We start from the raw sequence: 18,448 nt of genomic DNA on the forward strand, positions 1-18,448 counted from the left end.
CTCGTGAAAGTCACCCGGGCCTGTCCGTCGTCAGAAGTTCCAGCGGAACCCCAGGTTGACGGAATCGCTGGACGAATGGTCCGCGCGGTCCGCGTTGTAGTACACGAAGGTGCTGGCGGCCGGGGTGATGTCGAAGCTCATGCCCACGCCCGCCTGCCAGTGATTGCGCACCGGCCGCGAACCCTGCACGACGAAGCTGTCGGTCGGCACGCCCGCGAAGGCGTTGTTCACCGACACCGTACCGTCCTTGGTGTTGTGCAGATAACGCACCATCACGATCGGGTGCAGCTTCGTGCCAGCCACTCCCAGGTCAACATCGCCGACCAGTCGCAGGCCTGCGCCGTACTGCATGCTGCTGGCGTTGGCCTTGCCCACGCGCAGGTCTGCATCGCCGGCGCCCTTCTCGGTGAACGCGTCGTACTTCACCTTCGTGTAGTACGCACCGACGAACGGCTCCAGGTGCAGGCCCTTGCCCACTTCGAAGCGATAGCCGCCTTCCAGGGCCGCGTTGATCGTCTTGCCGTCGTAGCTGCCCGTGGCCTGCGGTGTATACGGACCGACCGCGATACGACGAGCGCTGTCGGCACTCTGCCAGCCATACGAGGCCAGGCCTTCCGCCCACCACTGCTGCTGGTTGAAGTACAGCGCGTGGATGCCGATGGCGGCCTGGTCCACGTCGGTGTAATCACCGCGGCGATCCACTTCCGTCCGCGAGTTGGCGAAGTTGGCATGCACACCCAGGCGCAGGTCCGGGGTGACCGAGGTATCCGCGCCGATGATGAGGCCATGGATGCGGTAGTCGGTCTTGGCGACATCGGTGCTGCGATCGAAATCGCTGCTCGAGGTGTATGGCTCGGCCCAGACGGCCGGACCCTGCTCACCCGTGTCGCGGGCCAGCTTCAGGCGATAGAACAGCGTGTCCTGGTACTGGCTCTGGCCGCTGAGTTCCGCGTTCGCTGCCGAGGCATAGGTTTCACCCGTGAGCGAATCGAACGAGCGGATCACCTGGTCGGAGGTCAGGCCGCGTGCATAGCCCAGCAGGGTCGGCAGCGGGTTGCCGCCCGAGGTCGCGATGGTCTGCAACGCCGTCGCCATGCGGTACTGGTTGCCGTTGAGGCCGGCGAACTGGTTGAACGGCTTGCCACCCGTGCCCTGCCCGCCACCGGCCTGACTCAGCGTCAAGATCAGCTGGTTGCCCTGCTGCGTGACGCTGGCATTGAGGAACGGCAAGGTGTTCTGCACCACGCTGGCATAGGCACCCGAGATGCCGCCGCTCGCATTGATGATCGTGTAGTTGGTGATCGGTGCGTAGGTACCGGCCGAGGGCAGTGCCACCAGCTGGCCGCCGAGCGAAGCACTGCCATTGACGTTGATGCTGTCGCTGGCGCCGCCTGCGTTGGTGCGCACCTGGGTCGTGGAACCGGCGCCCAGGGCCAGGCCGCCCGTGGTGAGCGTCGAGCCCGGCGTACCTGTGCCAGCCGCGGCACCGGTCGCACCATTCGTACCGCTCGGCGCCACCGTGCCACCGTTGCCGACCGTGACCGGGCCGCTGATCGTGCCGCCACCGATGAGGCCGCCACCGGCATTGACGGTGACCGGACCGGTCAGGCTGCCGTTGACCACAAGGTTGCCACCCACCGTCGTACCGCCGGTGAAGCTTGCCGAGGTGCCGCTGGCGACCGAGAGCGTGCCTGCGCCGACGTTGAGGTTGCTGATGTTGGTGAACGACGCACCCGGCAGGTTCGCCTCACCCGTGCCCGTGATGTTGAGCGTGCTGCCCGGAGCGGTGCCGTTGACCGTACCCGTGATGCCCGGCAGGTTGCCGTAGCTCACGTTGATCGTGCTGCCACCGCCGAGGTTCAGCGTGCCGCCCAGCGGACCGCTGGCCGTGACGTTGTTGCCGCTGCCGTTGAGGCTGGCCGTCGCGCCCGTGCCCACCGTGATGTTGCCGGTGTACGGATTGCTGGCATTGAGGACGCCGCCGTTCACCGTGACGCCACCGGTGAGGCCGGCGAGCGAGCCACCCAGGTTCAACGTGCCCGTACCCTGCTTCAGCAGGCCACCGGAACCCGACACGCTGCCGTTGATACCCAGGTCCTGCGTGCCCTGCACGGTCAGGCCGTTCGTTCCCACGTTCACGTTATTGGCGATGGTGACCGCCGTGGCACCGGACTGCAGGCTGCCGCCGTTGATCGACAGGTCACCCGTACCCAGCGCCGTGTTGCTGCCCAGGGTGAGTGAGCCGCCGTTGACCGTGGTGCCACCGCTGTAGCTGCTGTTGCCGTTGAGCGTGAGCGACGCATTGCCGTTCTTGACGAGGCTGCCTGCGCCGGAGATGGCGCCATTGAGCGTGAGGGCCTGGTTGCCCGGCAGGGTCAGCGCTGCATTGAGCACGACCGCGTTGGCCAGTGTCGTGGCCGCCGACGAGTCGAGGGTGGCTGCACCGCCGACGGTCAGCGCACCCGTGCCCAGCGCGGCATCGTTGCCGGTGAGCAAGGTGCCTGCGTTCAAGGTGACGCCACCGCTGAAGGTGTTGGCGCCGCCGAGGTTCAGCGTGCCTGCGCCGTTCTTGACGAGGCTGCCGGTGCCGGCCACCGTGCCGTTGAACACGCTGTCGCCCGCACCCGCCAGCGTGAGCGCGTTGGCGCCCAGCGCCACCGTGCTGCCGGCCACGCCGCCGAGAGTACCGATGCTCTGGTTGCCTCCGGCGGATATGTCGAACGTGCCGGTGCCGGCGAGATTCACCGCACCCGAAGACGACAGGCTGCCGCCCGCACCGATGGCGAGCGTGCCAGCGTTGATCGTCGTGCCGCCGGTATAGGTATTCGCGCCGGTCAGGGTCAGCGTCGATGCACCGTCCTTGATGACGCCACCCGCACCCGACACCACGCCGCCGATCGTCAGCGGGTTGCTGCCCAGTACATCGAGGCTGGCACCCGTGGCGATGCCGACATTGTTGGCGATGGTGACTGGCGCATTCGTATCCAGCGAAGCGTTCGCGGTCACGCTGAGGGCGCCCGTGCCGAGTGCATCGTTGCTGCCGAGCACCAGGCCGCCTTGATTGAGCGTGACACCACCGGTGAAGGTGTTCGCGCCGCCGAGCGTCTGGATACCCGCACCGTTCTTCACGAGGCTGCCCGCACCAGCGATCACGCCGTTGAACGCAGTATTGCCTACGCCGCCCAGCGTCAGCGCATTGGCGCCCAGTGTCACCGTGCTACCGGTCACACCGGCCAGCGAGCCGATGGTCTGGTTGCCGCCTGCGGAGATGTCGAAACCGGTACCGGCATTGGCAAGGTTCACCGCACCGCTCGCGGCGAGGCTGCCGCCTGCACCGATCGCCAGGATGCCTTCGTTGATCGTCGTGCCACCGGTATAGGTATTGGCACCCGTCAGGGTTTCCGTGCCGGTACCGATCTTGGTCAGGCCGCCGGTGCCGGCGATCGAACCGCTATAGGTACCATCGGCGGCGCCGCCTACCGTCAGCGAGTTGCCACCGAGGTTCACGGTGCCGCCGCCGACCAGCGTACCGAACACCTGGGTGCCGTTACCCGCGGAGAGGTCGAAGGTGGCGCCGGTGGCAAGGTTCACGATGCCGTTGGCGTAAAGGCTGGCGCCTGCGCCGAGGGCTAGCGTGCCGGCGTTGATATTGGTGCCGCCGGTATAGGTGTTGTTGCCATTCAAGGTCAGCGTCGCGTTGCCGTTCTTGGTCAGGCTGCCGGCACCCGAGATATCGCCGTTCAGGGTCAGGTCGTTGGTACCGAGCACCGTGAGGCCGGCGTTGAGCGTGATGGCATTGACGAGCGTGGTCGGGCCACTGGAATCCAGCGTCGCACCGCCCGTGCCACCCACGGTGAGCGTGCCGCTGCCCAGCGCACCGTTGCTGCCGACGATCAGGCCACCGCCATTGAGTGCGACACCACCGCTGAAGGTGTTCACGCCGTTGAGGGTCTGCACGCCTGCGCCGTCCTTCACGAGGCCGCCGCTACCGCTGATGACGCCACTGTAGGTACCGTCGGCCGCGCCACCGAGCGTAAGCGTGTTGCCACCCAGTGCCACCGAGCTGCCCGCCACGCCGCCCAGCGATCCGATGGTCTGGTTGCCGCCACCGGAGATGTCGAACGTGCCGGTACCCGTGAGGTTCACGGCGCCGGTCGATGCCAGGCTTCCACCTGCACCGATCGCCAGCGTGCCGCTGTTGATCGTGGTGCCGCCGGTATAGGTGTTGGCACCCGTCAGCGTCAGCACCGAGGCGCCGTCCTTGGTCAGGCCACCGGCACCGGAGATGACGCCACCCAGCGTGAGCGCATTGCTGCCCAGCACGGTGAGGTTGCCGCCCGCCGCGAGGTCCACGGCATTGGTGACGTTCAGCGGGCTGGTGTTGTCGAGCGTGGCATTGCCACCGACCGAGAGCGCACCCGTGCCCAGGGCGTTGTTGTTGCCGAGCACCAGGCCACCGGCATTCAGTGTCACGCCGCCGCTGAAGGTGCTGGCACCACCCAGCGTCTGGATGCCTGCGCCGTTCTTGATCAGGCTGCCGGTTCCCGTCAGGGCACCGTCGAAGGCGGAGTTGCCGACGCCTCCGAGCGTGAGTGCATTCGCACCCAGCGCCACCGTACTGCCAGCCACGCCAGCCAGCGAACCGATGCTCTGGTTGCCGCCCGCGCTGATGTCGAACGTCGTGCCGTTGTTGGCGAGGGTCACCGCACCTGTATCGGCGAGGCTGCCGCCTGCACCGATGGCGAGCGTGCCGGCGTTGATCGTCGTGCCACCGGTAAAGGTGTTGGCACCGGTCAGGGTTTCCGTGCCCGAGCCTTCCTTGATCAGGCCGCCCGTGCCGGCGATGGCGCCGCTGTAGGTGCCGTTGGCCGTGCCGCCCAGGGTGAGCGAATTGGCGCCGATATTGACGGTGCCGCTGCCATTGAGCGTACCGAACACCTGGGAGCCGTTGCCTGCGGAGAGGTCGAACGTGGCGCCGCCGGCCAGATTGACCGTGCCGTTGGTGTTCAGGCTGGCACCTGCACCCAGGGCAAGCGTACCGGCATTGATGTTGGTGTCGCCGGTGTACGTGTTGAGACCATTGAGGGTCAGCGTTGCAGTGCCATCCTTGGTCAGGCTGCCCGTGCCGGAAAGCACGCCGTTGAGCGTCAGCGCGTTGCTGCCAAGTACGGTAAGTCCGGCATTGAGCGTGATGTTGTTCGCGAGCGTGATCGGTCCTGACGAATCGAGGGTGGTCACACCGCCGACCGTCAATGCACCCGTGCCCAGCGCGGCGTTGTCGCCGACGATCAGGCCGCCGGCATTGAGTGTTACGCCGCCGCTGAAGGTATTTGCGCCGCCGAGTGTTTCCACGCCGGTCCCGGTCTTCACCAGGCGACCGCTACCCGTGATCAGGCCATCGAACGTCCGGTCGCTCGCGTCGCCGAAGGTGAGCGCGTTGCCGCCCAGCGTCAGGTTGGTTCCCGCCACGCCCGTGAGGAAGCCGACGGACTGATCGCCGGTCGCGCCGGAGATGTCGAAGGTGGCACCCGCCGTGCTGAGCGCCAGGCCGCTGTTCGCCGCGAGGCTGCCGCCGGCACCCAGCGCCAGCGTGCCTTCGTTGATCGTGGTACCGCCGGTGAATGTGTTCGCACCGGTCAGCGTGAGGGTTGATGCACCATTCTTCGAGATACCACCCGAGCCGGACAGGACGCCACCGAGGGTCAGCGGATTGCTGCCGAGCACGTTAAGGCCCGCGCCGGCACCCAGCGCGATGTTGTTGCCGACGTTCAGCGAGGCATTCGCATCGAGCACCGAGTTGCCGGTGACATTGAGCGCACCCGTGCCAAGCGCGGCGTTATTGCCGAGCACGAGCGTGCCGCCAGCCAGGTTGAGGCCGCTGCTGAAGGTGTTCGCGCCATTGAGGGTAAGGGACGACGCGCCGCTCTTGGTGATGCCGCCCGTACCGGAGACGACGCCAGCGAGGGTGAGATCCTGGCTGCCCAGGACGTTCAGCGCGCCACCCGCACCGAGCGTGACGTTGTTCCCGAGGCTCAACGCCGAGCTGGTATCCAGCGTGCCGTTGCCGATGACATTCAGCGCACCGGTGCCGAGCGCGCTGCCGTTGCCGAGCAGCAGGCCGCCCGCGTTGAGGTTCAGGCCGCCACTGAAGGTATTGGCCCCGTCGAGTGTCAGCACCGAGGCGCCGTTCTTGACCAGGCTTCCCGTACCGGCGACCACGCCACCGAGGGTGAGCGCCTGAGTGCCTGGCACGGTGAGTGCGGCGGCAAGATTGACGTTGTTGCCGATGTTCAGCGCCGATGTTGCGTCCAGCGATGCCGCACCATTGACGTTGAGCGCACCTGTACCCAGTGCGTTGTTGTTGCCGAGCACGAGGCCGCCGGCATTGAGATTCAGGCCACCACTGAACGAATTTGCGCCATTGAGCGTGAGCGTCGATGCACCGTTCTTGGTCAGGCTGCCTGTACCGGCGACCACGCCACCAAGGGTGAGGTTCTGCGTTCCCGGCAGGGTGAGCGCCGCGTTGAGGTTGATGGCATTGCCCAGGTTCAGGGCAGCCGCGCCGTCAAGCGTCGCCGCGCCACTGACGTTGAGTGCACCCGTGCCAAGCGCTCCGTTGTTGCCCAGCAGCAGACCACCGGCATTGAGGTTCAGGCCGCCGCTGAAGGTGTTTGCGCCATTGAGCGTGAGCAGTGATGCGCCGTCCTTGATCAGCGCACCCGTGCCCGAGATCACACCGCCCAGGGTCACGGCCTGGCTACCCAGGAGATCCAGATTGGCGTTGAGGTTGACGTTATTGGCCAGGTTGAGCGCGCCGGTGCCGTCGAGCGTGGAAGCACCGCCGACAGTGAGTGCGCCGGTACCCAGGGCGCCGTTGTTGCCGAGCAGCAGCCCGCCTGCGTTGAGCGTGAGGCCACCCTGGAAGGTATTTGCCCCGGTCAGCGTCTGCACCCCGGAGCCATTCTTCACGAGCGCACCCGCGCCACTGATGATGCCGCCGTAGGTCTGGTTGGCGATGCCGCCGAAGGTCAGCGTGTTGGCGCCGAGGTTGATCGTGCTGCCCAGCACGCCGGACAGGTCACCGATCGTCTGGTTGCCGCCACCGGAGATATCCAGGTCTGCACCCAGGCCGGACAGGTTCACCGCGCCGGTCGCCGCCAGGCTGCCGCCGGCACCCAGCGCAACCGTACCTGCGGAAATGTTGAGGCCGCCGGTGAAGGTATTCGCACCATCCAGGGTCAGGGTCGATGCGCCGCTCTTGATCAGGCTACCCGCACCGCCGATGGCGCCATTGAAGGTCAGCGGATTGCCGCCGAGCACATTCAGCGAACCACCCAGGGCGAGATTGACGTTGTTGCCGAGCGTCAGTGCAGTGGAGCCGTCGACCGTCGCGGCATTGTTGATGTTCAGGGTGCCGCCACCGAGGGCAGTGTTGTTACCCAGAAGGAGGCCGCCTCCGTTGACGTTCACGCCGCCGCCGAAGGTGTTTGCGCCATTGAGGGTCAGTATCGAAGCACCGCTCTTCACGATATTGCCGGCACCGATGATGACGCCGTTGAACGTGAGCGGCTGTCCGCCAAGCACATTCAGTGAACCGCCCGCGTTCAGCGACACGGCGTTGTTGAGCGAAATCGCCGCCGTGCCATCGAGCGTGACCTCACCACCCACGCTCAACACGCCCGTTCCGATGGCCGCTCCGCTGCCTAGCAGCAGGCCACCTGCATTCAGGGCAACGCCACCGGTAAAGGTATTGTTGCCACTGAGCGCCTGCACGCCCGTACCCAGTTTTACAAGGCCGCCGCTGCCGACGATGGTGCCTGCATAACTGGTACTACCCAGGCCGTTGAGCGTCAGCGTGTGCGTGCCGAGATTGACGTTGCCGCCGAGGCCGGCCAACGAGCCAATGGCCTGGTTGGCAGCCGCGGAAAGATCCAGCGACGTGCCCAACCCAAGCGTGATCGCCCCCGTCGGCGACAGGCTGCCGCCCGCGCCCAGCGCGAGCGCGCCACCCGTGATCGAGAAGTTGCCGGTCAGCGAATTGCTGCCACCGAGCGTCAGCGTGCCTGTACCGCTCTTGATGAGGTTGCCTGCGCCGGACAATGAACCATTGAGCGAGAGTGCCTGGGTACCCAACAGGTTGAGACTGCCGCCACCGTTGACGACGATGTTGTTCGCCAGTCCGAATGCACCGGTGGTATCGAGCGTGGCCGAGCCTCCGATGGTCAGGTTGCCGGAACCGAGCGCCCCGGCATTGCCAAGCAGCAGGCCACCCGCGTTGAGGTTTACGCCACCGCTGAAGAGGTTGGCACCGCCCAGGGTCACCACACCCGTATTGCTGACCGTGAGGCCACCCGCACCGGTCAGGATGCCTCCCAGGCCGAATGCATTGGTGCCACCCAACGTGAGCCGTCCGGTGTTGAGCGCGAAATTGTTCGCCAGGGTCAGCCCTGCATTGGATGCCGCAATCGTGCCGCCGTTGACGTTGAACGTGCCCGTTCCGAACGCGCCGGCGTTGTCGAAGTTGATCAGGCCGTCGTTGAGTGTCGTATCCGTCACTGCCACGGCACCCTGGAGATTCCAGGTGCCGCTGTTGACGGTGAGGTGCTGGAAGCGCTGGTAATTCGTGGCGCTGATTGTCGTCGGGGCACCGCCGGTGCCAGACCCAGGGCCCGTCGGTGAATTTTGCAGAACAAGAAAATTGTTCGCGCCGGCGCCGCCGTCCACGACTCCGGCGGCGGCGGTATTCACGCCGGTCACTCCGGTCAGCAAGCCGCCAGGAGAAATACCGGTCGAGGACACACTCGATCCGGACACGGCCGTAAAGGTGTTTCCGGTCGGGGTATCGCCCATATAGACGCTGCCGCTGACCGTGCCGGCATTGAGGAAGGTGTTGCCGGCGTTGGCGGTACCCGAGCCGGCGAAAGCGATACGGCCCGTGATGTTGCCGGTATTGGTCAGGTTGGTCTGTCCGCCGCCGTACGAGACGATCGCCAGGGCATCGGACAGATTGCCCAGGCCAAGCAGCGACATGCCTACCGTACCGTTGTTGGTGATGTTGGTTACACCTCCCGTCGCATTCTGCGCGGAGATGGCCTGGCCACCGTAGCCGAACAGCGTCGCGATGTTGAAGATGCCCTTGATCGTACCGCCCGCCTCATTGTTGACGTTGATCGTGCTGCCGCCGACGGTGTTGTTGCCGAGGATCATGCCGGCAGACGTGAGGCTGAGTCCGCCCTGGTTTGCAGGGTCGATAATGCCCTGGTTGTTCACCGTGATGCCGTTGCCGGTTAACGTCATGGCGTTACCGCCAAGCAGGGCCGGAACGCTGACGATGGCCCCCGTATCCACATTGACGGTGATGCCAGCGGTGGGACTGGCGTAGTTCAGTTGAGGGGTGCCGACGGCGCAGGTGACGACTGCCGCCGGAGGCAGCGTGCAAGTCGCCTGGGCGACCTCACTGACAGCCGGCATGATGAGGACGGATGCCAGAGCGGCGTAGATGCTCTTCGTAAGCGAGTTGCGGCGAACAGTTTCAATACGACGCTGGCTCATGATGCTTCCCCGGTCCGAATGATTGCGCTGTGCCATTGATTAATGTGAATCCCATTCGCGCAAAAAGCCGCCCCGACGAAAGGCCGCAAAAGGCCGTCCCACTGTCGACATAGGGCAAGTCTCATTAACGCTGATTTAGGATTCCCGGGGCCGAGACTAAGGCACCCCTCCGAGGGGCGAATGCATAAATTTGGCAAGCCACGCCCGGACAGGTGTTTACAAAAGCAACTTCAGGGCAGTCACGAGATAATCCCAACAGAATCGGCAAAACATGAAATGGGAATGAAATCAAAAAGGCCGTCGAAAATCCTTTCGACGGCCTTGCTCATTTGCGATTTGTCACGCTCTAAATAACCCGATTACGAAACGGCGAGGATTATTTCGAAAGACTCAATTGCGGCAACAAAAAACCTTTTCCATGCCTATTGAGTGCATGACGGAAGGAACCGGCCTGCAAACCAGGCCGGGGAATCGCTAGCAGCCGAGTGCACCACTACCGGTGGACACGCCAAGCAGGCGGGTGAAGTTCGTATAGATGTTCACCCGATCCTGCATCTCGTCATGCCCCACGCCGGTGGCATTGCACTCGATGCCCCCATTGATCGCGCGGATCGTCGCGCCGAAGCCCTGGCCTCCCGAGATCGCCTGGTGCGGCGTGAGTGCGGTCTGGCCCGACTGGGTCATCCAGAACCACAAGGCGGTCTTCCAGGCCACGGCCGAGTTGGTCGCCACCAGATCCGGGTTGTGCAACAGGTCGAGTCCGAGGGCGTTGCCGGCGGCCGAGTAGTTGTAGTTCCAGCTCAGCTGCAGCGGACCACGACCGTAGTACTGCAGGTTGCCGCAAGAGCCCACCGGCTGGCAGTACGAGTTCCAGTTGGCCTGGTTCACTTCGCGGATGTAGACCAGGCCCGAGGTCTCGTGGGAAACGTTGGCGAGGAAGGCGGCGGCTTCCTGGCGCGCGACGGAGGCGTTGCTCTCGGTGGCGAACTGCGGATACGCCGACAATGCAGAGACCAGGCCTGCATAGGTATAGAAGCTGTTGCGGCTGGGGAACATCTGGTTGAACAGCGCTTCGCTGACCACGAAGCTGCCGCCCGACGAGCCACCACCGGAGTTGTCGCACTGCGTAGGCTGCCAGTACCAGGTGCTGATGGTGGGGTCGGTGCCGTCGCTGCCATTGGTGCCGACATTGACCAGCTTGTAGTAATTGCCATTGGGCGCGTAGCGAACCACGGTGCCCAGCGTGTAGTTGATGCCTGCCGACCAGGTCACGGCATTGCAGGTGGCGGCGGCTGCGAACGAGGTGTCCGACTGGGGCGCGGCGCGTACCTCGGGCGATGCCGCCGAAAGCAGTCCGGCAACGGTTACAGCCATACAGATGGAAAGGGTCCTGCCTGTCACGTGTATTTCTCCCATGAATAACGAACGAAGCGAGCACGGTCCGGCCGGCGTCCGGGCATACCGGTGCCGACAAGGCCAGTGACTCATCCAGATCCCGCTTATGTGTCGTCGCTCGATGGCGACGTAGTTCGAAGCGCGCAGCGCCAGGCCGGATGACCCGGCCGTGATTCCCCAATCCATACAGGCGCTACAGCGGGATGAACTATAGGCAAGGCGGCTGCCGCAGCTTCATGAGGATTCGGCAACTTTTCGCAGGTAGCTATTTCCGTGAATCGAATCACGGACCCGGGGCAACATCCATGAAACGTCCTATCTTTCTCCCCGGGCACTCTGCACCGGGCCGTTGAACCAAGCGGCGCATGCCCTGTCCAAGCCCCGCTGACGACCAGACGGGCCGTCAACGACAGGGGGCAAGGATGAGGCAGGCCAACCGGACAACCCGTGAAGCGATCACCCGCGGTGCCGTGATCGGAGTGGTCCTGTTCGGGCACCTCATGCTGGTGGCGGTATTGCTGGGGCTCCGGGGAAACGGCATGGCTTCTTCCACCGATGCATCCCGCACGCCGGCATCGGCACTGGAAGTGAGTTTCCACGACACTCAGCGTGTCGCTCCCCCGCCTCCCCCGCCTCCCCCGCCTCCCCCGCTCCCGTCGCTACCAACGCGGCACGCTGCGGTCATCCCCGCGTCGCGGACTGCCAGGATCACTCAGGAGCCTGTGGCACCCGCACCGTCAACGCCGATGACCAGCGCACCCCTGGCGCAGCCGGGAAGCGACATCGTGGCAATACCCGCAGCACCTTCGGGGGATTATGGCGATCCGTCCCTGCGACGTGGCCTCGATGCCGCAGGCCGCCATGCCGGGCCGTCACTGCCCGGCTCGACCATTCCGGTGACGGCCGGCATCCATGTGGTGTCGCCGCCCAGCATCAGCGATACGGTGCGCAAGGTAGGCACGTACATGGAATGCAGCAAGATCCGCATGCGCCGCAACCTGCCGGGCGGCACGCTGGACTATCGCGTCATGCAGTCGTACGAAACGCTGGGCTGCAAGAAGTGACGATGCCCTCGACAGTTCCGCCGACTGTCTAGACATCCACCACGGGCGCGACATATCGCCCGCCTAGGCTGTGGCCCTTTCCAGCGACAAGGGTCACGCCATGCACCTCCCCTCTTCCAGCGGCACCTGCCGTGGTCCGGTGTCCGCCGTCATTTTCGACTGGGCCGGTACCGTGCTCGATTTCGGTTGCATGGCACCCGTGGGAGCGTTCCGGCAGGTCTTCGATGAGGCGGGCCTGCCCATTGATATTGCTGAAGCGCGGGAACCCATGGGTGCCGCCAAGCGCGAACATATCGCGATGATCCTGGCGATGCCGGCGGTCAAGAAGCGCTGGATTGTTTGCTTTGGCGCGGAACCGGTTAAAGCGGACGTCGACCGCCTCTACACCCGTTTCCTGGAGATCGACCCGGAGCATGTGGAAAAGCACCATGCGCTGATTCCGGGCGCCCTTGATACCATCGCCGCCCTGCGCCGTCGCGATATACGCATCGGCAGCACCACGGGTTACCCCCATGAGGTCATGACCTATCTTGCGCCCATGGCTGCGGCGCGGGGATATGTTCCCGACCACTGCACCACGGTGAGTGACGTACCCCGTGGACGTCCCTGGCCCGACATGTGTCTCGACAATGCGCTTGCACTGCAGGTGCCCGACGTGCGCTCCTGCGTCGTCGTGGACGACAGTCCCAGCGGGCTGGCGGCCGGGCGCGCCGCCGGCATGTGGGCCGTAGGCATCGCCGCCAGTGGCAACGAAGTGGGGCTTTCGCTGGAAGAGTGGCAGGCCACCGGAGCGGATGAGCGTGCGCGTCGCATCGCTGTTGCGCGAGGCCGGCTTGAGAAAGCCGGCGCGCATCTCGTCGTCGACAGCATCGCCGACCTCATGCCAGCCATCGAACGCATCGATGGCTGGCTGGCCGAGGGCAGGACGCCCTGATTCAGTCCGTGGAAGGCTCGCCTGCCGTATCCACGGCGGGCGGCGGCTTGCGGATCAGGGTGAATACGAATAATCCCGCGAACAGTCCTGCCACGTAGATGAAGGCAGGGCGGAACGTGGCATCCATGGCGAGAATGCCCGTCACGGCGACCAGGAACACCAGCACGAACAGGTTGCCCCAGGGCGACAGCGGCGCGGCATAGGTGAGCGCACCGATGTCCTTCACGCTGCGGCGGAAGCGCAGGTGCACGGCCACGAAGATGGCCCATACGGCCACCACGGCCATGGCGATGCTGTTCATCAGCAGGCCGAACACTTCACCGGGGATGTAGTAATTGAGCGCGATGGCCGCCGAGATGGCGAGCATCGACACGATCACGGCATTGCCTGGCGTGTCGTAGCGGTTGAGCTTGCCGAAGGGTGCCGGGGCGCAGCGTTCGAGAGCCAGCGCACGCAGCACGCGTGCCATGCCGAACATGAGCGAATTGCAGGCCGAAAGCAGCACCGTGATGAGCACGATGCTCATGATGGCACCGGCGGCACGCACGCCCATGCGCTCGAAGATCGCAACGATGGGGCTGCCGTCGGTGGGCACGTCGCGCCAGGGCACGAGGGTCACGATGAGGAAGGTGGTGCCCACGTAGAACAGCAGCAGGCGCACCAGCAACCCGTTGATCGCGCGCGGCAGCGTGCGTTCCGGCTCTACCGTTTCGGCAGCGGCCAGGCAGATCAACTCCGTGCCGCCGAAGGCGAACGCGGCGATGGGCAGCACGGAAAGGAAGCCGTGCAGGCCGGTGGGGAAGAAACCACCCTGGGTCCAGAGGTTCTTCACCGTGGCCGTGGGCAGGCTCGCCGTGGGGCCGGCAAAAAGCAGGTAGGCGCCCACGATGAGGAACAGGGACAGCGCCAGGATCTTGATCAGCGCCATGCCGAACTCGACTTCGCCGAATACCCGCACGCGCAGCGAGTTGATGCCGCAAAGCACCAGCAGGCCGCCCAGGGCGGGAATCCACTGCGGGATGGACGGCATCCAGCTATGCACCAGCATGCCCACGGCCGTGAGTTCGGCCATGCACACCATCGTGCCGCAGACCCAGTAACCCCAGCCGTGGACGAAGCCCGCGCGCGGCCCCCAGTAACGCTTGGTGTAGCTGACGAAGGAACCGCTGCGGTTGCCGTTCAGGGCCATCTCGCCGAGGCAGCGGGCCACGATGTACATCACGATGCCGGCCACGGCATACGCCAGGATGAGTGCCGGACCGCCGATGCGGATGCCCTGCCCCACGCCCAGGAAGATGCCCGAACCCAGGGCGCCGCCCAGTGCGAAATATTCGACCTGCCGTCCGGTCAGGCCCTGCTTGTTCCCCTTCACTACCACCTCGGTCGTCTGCGTTCCCAGTCGGGAGCCGGTCGATTATCCGGGTTTAGTGCCCCCGGGGACATGGCCCGGGGGTCAGGGGGCCCGGGAGGCGTCAGAACCAGGCCCGGATGCCGGCTACCACCTGCCGGTCGAACACAGGCTGGCCCTCGGCACGGGCCATGTCGGCCGAACGCCCGAAGCGGTCGACGAAGCGGATGCCGATGTACGGGGCAAACTCCCGCCGTATCTCGTAGCGCAACCGCAGGCCGAACGAGGCATCCGATAGTCCGGAGCCCGTGCCCTGGCGCCGGTCGGCCTTGCCGTAGGCGTTCACTTCCAGCTCGGGCTGGAGGATCAGCCGCTGGGTGATCAGCAGGTCGTACTCCGCGCGCAAGCGGGCTGCCGTACGACCTCCGGCGGCCGCATAGAAGGTGGCCTCGGTCTCGAACCAGTAAGGCGCCAGGCCCTGGATGCCCACGGCGGCCCAGGTCCGGTTCGGGCCCGTGCCGAAGTCCTGCCGCGCGCCGAGCTGGGTGTTCCAGTAGGTGGATACGGCATGGCTCCACAGCGCCTCCACGTCCGCCTCTTCCAGCCGTCCACTGCTGCGCTCGCCCTCGGTTCGCACCCACAGGCGGTCGATGTCGCCGCCGTACCAGCCCTGCGCCTCCCAGGATTGTCCGTTGGCGCTGCGACCATGCACGGCTTCGAGCTGGTCGAGCAGCAGCATCCGGTAAGGGCCGCTGTCGTTCATGTCCATGCCGGTCATGTCGCCGTAATCGACGCCATCGGAATAGTCGGGGCTGCGGGCGTCCGCTGGCGCCTTGCCGCCCTGCATCGGGCCCATGATCATTTCCTGAGCCCATGCCGGCGACGTGGAAGCCAGCAACAGCGCCGTGGCGACAAGGCGTTTCCGGATCCGCTTCATGACACCACCACTTCGCGGAACATGCCCGCTTCCATGTGGTAGAGCAGATGGCAGTGGTAGGCCCATCGTCCCGGATTGTCGGCCGTGACGGCATAGGTCACCCGCTGCGCGGGCTGCACGTTGATGGTGTGCTTGCGCACCTGGAAAGCACCTTCGGGCGTTTCCAGTTCGCTCCACATGCCATGCAGGTGGATGGGGTGGTTCATCATGCTGTCGTTCACCAGGACGACGCGCACGCGCTCGCCCTTGCGGAAATGCACGGGTTTGGCATCGGAGAACTTCACCCCGTCGAACGACCAGATGAAACGCTCCATGTTGCCCGTGAGATGCAGCTCGATCTCCCTGCCCGGCTCGCGCTCGTCCATGGAGCCACCCACCGTGTGCAGGTCGGCATAGGTGAGTACGCGGCGGCCGTTGTCACGCAGGCCGATGCCGGGGTCGTCGAGGTTGGTGCGTGGCATGTCCACATGCATGTCCACCGCCGGGGAATACTCGGTTTTCGCGTGGCGCACGCTCACCATGCCACTCATGCCGGCCATGGACCCATGATCCATGGCGCCGTGGTCCATCCCGGACATGTCCATGCCTTCCATGCCCGCCATCGAACCGTGGTCCATACCTGCCATGCCCGGGCCCGACGTATCGCCGCTCATGGCGCCCATCATGTCGCGCATGTCCAGCCACTGGCGTGGGTCCATGGCGGGCACGTCGGCCTCCATGCCCGGTCGCGGACTCAGGGTGCCGCGCGAGTAGCCAGCGCGATCGATCGACTGCGCGAAGACGGTATAGGCGCGGTCTTCCGTGGGTTCGACCAGTACGTCATAGGTTTCGGCCACGGAGATGCGGAATTCGTCCACCGGCACCGGCTCCACATCCTGGCCGTCGGCCGAGATCACCGTCATTTTCAGGCCGGGTATGCGTACGTCGAAGATCGTCGACGACGAGCCGTTGATGAAGCGCAGGCGCAGTTTTTCGCCGGGACGGAACAGCCCGTTCCAGTTGCCCGAGGGCGAATAGCCGTTCATCAGATAGGTATAGGCCGCGGCCCCCACGTCACTGAAGTCCGTGGGATTCATGCGCATGCTGTTCCACATGCGGCGCATGGACAGTGCCTCGCCCAGGCCCTTCCTGCGGACGTCGCGGAAGAAATCCACCGCCGTGGGCTTGCCGTAGTTGAAGTAGTCGCTCTGCTGTTTCAGGCGCAGGAACAGCCGCTCCGGGTCCATGTCGGTCCAGTCCGAGAGCATGATCACGTGTTCGCGATCGCTGGGATAGCGCTCGGGGCCGGCCGGGTCGATCACCATGGGCCCATAGACGCCGGTCTGTTCCTGGAAACCCGTATGCGAGTGGTACCAGTACGTGCCCGACTGGCGCACTGGGAAGCGGTAGACGAAGGTTTCCCCCGCGTCGATGCCCTTGTAGCTGAAGCCCGGCACGCCATCCTGGTCGGACGGCAGGATGATGCCGTGCCAGTGAATCGACGTGGACGTGGGCAGCCGGTTGGTGACCCGCAGCGTGGCCGTCGTGCCTTCCTTCAGGCGCAGCAACGGGCCGGGAATGCCACCGTTGATCGTGGTGGCGATACGCGAGGCGCCCGTGTAGTTCACGGTGGAGGTGCCGATCTCAAGCGAGAGATCCGTACCTTTCAACACGGACAGCTGCCCCTGCGAAGGCGATGCCCAGCCCTTGCCGGGCACGAGCAGGCCGAGGCCCGCCGCGACGCCACCCATCGCCAGCCCGGTGACGAAGCGGCGACGCGAGGGCGACGGGAGTTCCGGGAAACCGGAGGAATGCATGCAGAGTTCTCCTTGGGCTCACGCGTCGGGCGCGAGCGTGCCGAGCCAGCCGACCAGTGCAAGCACCGTCAGGCCCAGCGTCAATTCCAGCCAGAGGCTGCGGCGCAGGTGCGCGATCGCGACACCCTTCGTATCGCTGTCGAGCGACGATGCCAGCCGTGGGGCAAAGCGATAGCGGTTCGCGGCAGCGAGCATGAGCATCAGCCCGAAGACGGCGAGTTTTGCCAGCAGGACGATGCCCCATGTCGAGCTGACGAGGTCTTTCCACTCAGGACCGGCGATGAACAGGTAATTGGCGATGCCCGTGATGCCAAGCACGATCACGATAAGCGTGCCGGTGGAGGCGAAACCGATGGATGCACTGGCAAGCACGGCCGCATTGCCGGATGGCCTGCCCGTGGCGCGTAGTGCCAGGAGGAGCAGCGCAACCAGTGCGCCGATCCATGCCCCTGCCGCGAGCAGGTGTGCGACATCCATCGCCAGATGCAGGGCGCCGCGCCAGCCTTCGTCCATGGCGCCATGCCCGGACCACGCCAGCGTGGCCAGCGCCATGCCCGCGAGCATCGTCGTGGGCCATGCCCAGCGGGCCGCGGCAAACCCCACGATGAGGGCTATCGCAAGCAACGCCTCCCTGGCGAGGCCTGCATGCCCCACCGGTGTCTGGACAAGCAGCATCCGCGCGATGGGGGCATTGGCTTCGAAGGATGACGTACCCGTCATGCCGGCCACCATCGCCAGGAACGCGATGATCGAAAACAGCAGGCCAGCGATGGCAGCAAGGATGACGATGCGACGGAAGCGGAGGTCCAGCACCGTGTCCACCTGGCTCAGGCGCAAGCGGAAACACGCCACGCCGAACACCAGCATCACGGACGCATAAAGCCCACCGCGTGCCGCCATCGTCATCCAGCCGTCCACGTCGTTACTTCACGCTGAAGGTCAGCGTGCCCTTGACCGCATGCGTGTCCGTGGACACCACGTGCCAGTCCACGCGATAAGCCCCCGGGGCGAGCGGACGCAGCGGCGTGACGATGAGGGTCTTCGCATCGTCCGACACGGAAGCCCTGGCGCCGACCTTCATGGCGCCCATGCCCGGCATCCCCGGCATGGAGGTGATCACGACATCCGCGCCCGACATCTGCGGCATGAGGGTTTCGGAGAAAGTCAGCTCGACAGTGGCCGGCGCGCTGACTTCGGCCTTGTCGGCCGGGGTGGACGACACCAGCTTCGGATGCGCAAAAGCGGCGGCGCTGGCGAAAAATGCCGGCACGGCCAGCAGTGCGAGGGAAAGCGACCTGAAGGTATGCATGAAGGGTGCCTCAGCTAAGGGGGATAAGGATTGATCTGGACCCGGATCGAGGCCGTAAAGTGGCGCCCTTGCGGCGGATCTCGATGACATCAGCATAGGGAAAGCCGCGGAAC

At 65.3% G+C, this 18,448-nt stretch carries 9 protein-coding genes; 2 read left to right on the top strand and 7 right to left on the bottom strand.

Going from position 1 to position 18,448, the window contains the following annotated elements; translation table 11 throughout:
• Window positions 1–30 precede the first annotated feature (30 nt).
• Together KR767_RS17470 and KR767_RS17475 are read right to left on the bottom strand one after the other, a co-directional pair.
• Window positions 31–9,552 (bottom strand): autotransporter-associated beta strand repeat-containing protein, encoded by a 9,522-nt coding sequence (locus KR767_RS17470; protein WP_250877209.1) that lies wholly within the window; start codon window positions 9,550–9,552, stop codon window positions 31–33.
• Window positions 9,553–10,026: 474 nt separating this feature from the next.
• Window positions 10,027–10,926 (bottom strand): glycoside hydrolase family 19 protein, encoded by a 900-nt coding sequence (locus KR767_RS17475; RefSeq protein WP_250877210.1) that lies wholly within the window; start codon window positions 10,924–10,926, stop codon window positions 10,027–10,029.
• 767 nt (window positions 10,927–11,693) lie between these two features.
• Here KR767_RS17475 and KR767_RS17480 point away from each other — a divergent pair.
• Both KR767_RS17480 and phnX read left to right on the top strand, forming a co-directional pair.
• Entirely contained in the window at window positions 11,694–12,011 is a 318-nt protein-coding gene (locus KR767_RS17480; protein WP_250877211.1) for a hypothetical protein, read from the top strand.
• Between the two features lie 100 nt (window positions 12,012–12,111).
• Complete coding sequence (phnX, locus tag KR767_RS17485) at window positions 12,112–12,945, top strand: phosphonoacetaldehyde hydrolase (protein WP_250877212.1); 834 nt, start codon at window positions 12,112–12,114, stop codon at window positions 12,943–12,945.
• Between the two features lies 1 nt (window position 12,946).
• Here the strand turns inward: phnX and KR767_RS17490 are convergent, their stop codons facing one another.
• The 5 genes from KR767_RS17490 to copC all read right to left on the bottom strand — a co-directional run bounded on the left by KR767_RS17490 (window position 12,947) and on the right by copC (window position 18,335).
• Window positions 12,947–14,317: an amino acid permease gene (locus tag KR767_RS17490; protein WP_250877213.1), complete on the bottom strand. Its 1,371-nt coding sequence runs from the start codon at window positions 14,315–14,317 to the stop codon at window positions 12,947–12,949.
• Window positions 14,318–14,417: 100 nt separating this feature from the next.
• A complete protein-coding gene (locus KR767_RS17495; RefSeq protein ID WP_250877214.1) occupies window positions 14,418–15,230 on the bottom strand; it encodes a copper resistance protein B in 813 nt (270 codons plus the stop codon).
• Window positions 15,227–17,026, bottom strand: a complete 1,800-nt coding sequence (locus KR767_RS17500; RefSeq protein WP_250877215.1) for a copper resistance system multicopper oxidase — start codon at window positions 17,024–17,026, stop codon at window positions 15,227–15,229. Before KR767_RS17500 ends, KR767_RS17495 begins: the two co-directional genes overlap by 4 nt.
• 18 nt (window positions 17,027–17,044) lie before the next feature.
• Window positions 17,045–17,944 carry a copper homeostasis membrane protein CopD gene (copD, locus tag KR767_RS17505; protein WP_250877216.1) on the bottom strand — a complete coding sequence of 300 codons (900 nt, stop codon included), beginning with the start codon at window positions 17,942–17,944 and terminating at the stop codon, window positions 17,045–17,047.
• 4 nt (window positions 17,945–17,948) lie between these two features.
• Window positions 17,949–18,335 carry a copper homeostasis periplasmic binding protein CopC gene (gene copC, locus KR767_RS17510; RefSeq protein ID WP_250877217.1) on the bottom strand — a complete coding sequence of 129 codons (387 nt, stop codon included), beginning with the start codon at window positions 18,333–18,335 and terminating at the stop codon, window positions 17,949–17,951.
• Window positions 18,336–18,448 lie beyond the last annotated feature (113 nt).

This window comes from Luteibacter anthropi (genome assembly GCF_023699965.1).
GTDB classification, from domain to species: Bacteria; Pseudomonadota; Gammaproteobacteria; order Xanthomonadales; family Rhodanobacteraceae; genus Luteibacter; species Luteibacter anthropi.